The 1504-nt window shown below is 43.5% G+C and carries 1 protein-coding gene; it reads left to right on the top strand.

The genetic code is table 11. From position 1 onward, the window contains the following. Positions 1–97: 97 nt before the first annotated feature. Entirely contained in the window at positions 98–1327 is a 1230-nt protein-coding gene (locus ACOTYN_RS26290; protein WP_000286799.1) for an EAL and HDOD domain-containing protein, read from the top strand. Positions 1328–1504: the final 177 nt, after the last annotated feature.

Here is a 1504-nt window from a genome sequence, read left to right as displayed (position 1 = left end):
GAATAAGACAAAAGGCTGCCTCATCGCTAACTTTGCAACAGTGCCATAGAAAGGTTACATTTCTAAAAATTATAACGCTGACCTGGGGACCGGGAATATGTATTCATTTATCGCACGCCAGCCTATTTTTGACACAAAAATGCAGACCGTCGCTTATGAGCTGCTTTTCAGAGACGGAATGAACAATGCCTTTCCCGATGTTTCACCAGAATACGCCACGTCCAGAATGATTTCTGACCAGTTTTTATGCATCCCTGTTCCCCGTATAGCCAACAATCACAGTTCTTTTATTAATGTGCCGCACCAGATGATCATTAACGGACTGGGCGATACGCTGCCGAATGAAAAAGTGGTCATCGAAATTCTGGAAAATGCAGTCCCGGATGATGCGCTTTTCTGTGCCGTAAAGGATATGCACGACAGGGGTTACCAGCTTGCGCTCGATGATTTCACGATGGATGATGAATGGGACCGCTTTATGCAGTATATTTCTGTCATCAAATTTGATGTCAGAGACAATGACTATGAAGATATCCGGCAATATATCCACAGAAAAAGTCAGCTTCTGCAGGGCATAAAATTCCTTGCTGAAAAAGTGGAAACAAGGGACGAGTTTGAGCTTTACAGCCGGGCGGGTTTCGCGCTTTTCCAGGGATTTTTCTTCAGTCGCCCGGAAATCCTCAGAAATAAATGCCTTTCCCAGAACCCCCTGCCACTCTCCAGGCTGATGATGGAGGTGAACAGGGAAAACCCGGACTTTGCCGCGGTCGAACGTCTGCTTAAAACCGATCTGACGCTGTCATATAAAATCATGCGCTACGTCAGAAACATGCTGTTTAAATCACATGGCATAATTCAGGCGGACAATCTTACCCTGAAAGAAATGCTGATGTATATGGGGGGCAAAGAACTCCGGCGGTTTGTTGCGGTGGCCGCCCTTTCAAATATGGGGCGTTCCGGCATCAGTGAACTTTATCATCTGAGCATGGTTCGCGGAAAATTCTGCGAATTAATTGCCGAAAAAATAAATAATGTTTCATTATCCTATAACGCATTTATATGCGGTCTGTTTTCATTGCTGGATGTCATTCTTGAACTCCCCATGGACGATTTAATTAAACAGATTTCAATCCCGCAAAACGTAACTGCCGCGCTTTGTGAACATAAAGGTGAACTTTTTGACATACTGACCCTGTCGTTATGTTATGAGAAACTTAACTGGGAGGAAACCGCGAAAATATGTAATACCCTCAATATCAGCGAGTTCACTGTTATAGAAACCATGCAGGCCGCAACAAAATGGGCGGACGAGCTCGCCGTCTGTTAAGGATATTTATCACAAGACAAATCAGTCATACACATCATTTTTTTAATTAAAGAAATACCGGTGAACGCCGTTATATCCGCTTATCCAGACACAACGAGACACTATTATCATGGTAATAACTCCAACTTATTGATAGTGTTTTATGTTCAGATAATGCCCGATGACTTTGTCATGCAG

Source organism: Enterobacter cloacae complex sp. IR5458 (genome assembly GCF_049238025.1).
Lineage (GTDB): Bacteria > Pseudomonadota > Gammaproteobacteria > Enterobacterales > Enterobacteriaceae > Enterobacter > Enterobacter kobei.
Note: the sequence above shows the minus strand (reverse complement) of the source record. Positions and strands in the feature narration are given on the sequence as shown.

Excerpts from the sequence above, each read along its gene's own strand:
- ACOTYN_RS26290 (WP_000286799.1), top strand. The coding sequence starts at position 98 with ATGTATTCATTTATCGCACGCCAGCCTATTTTTGACACAAAAATGCAG.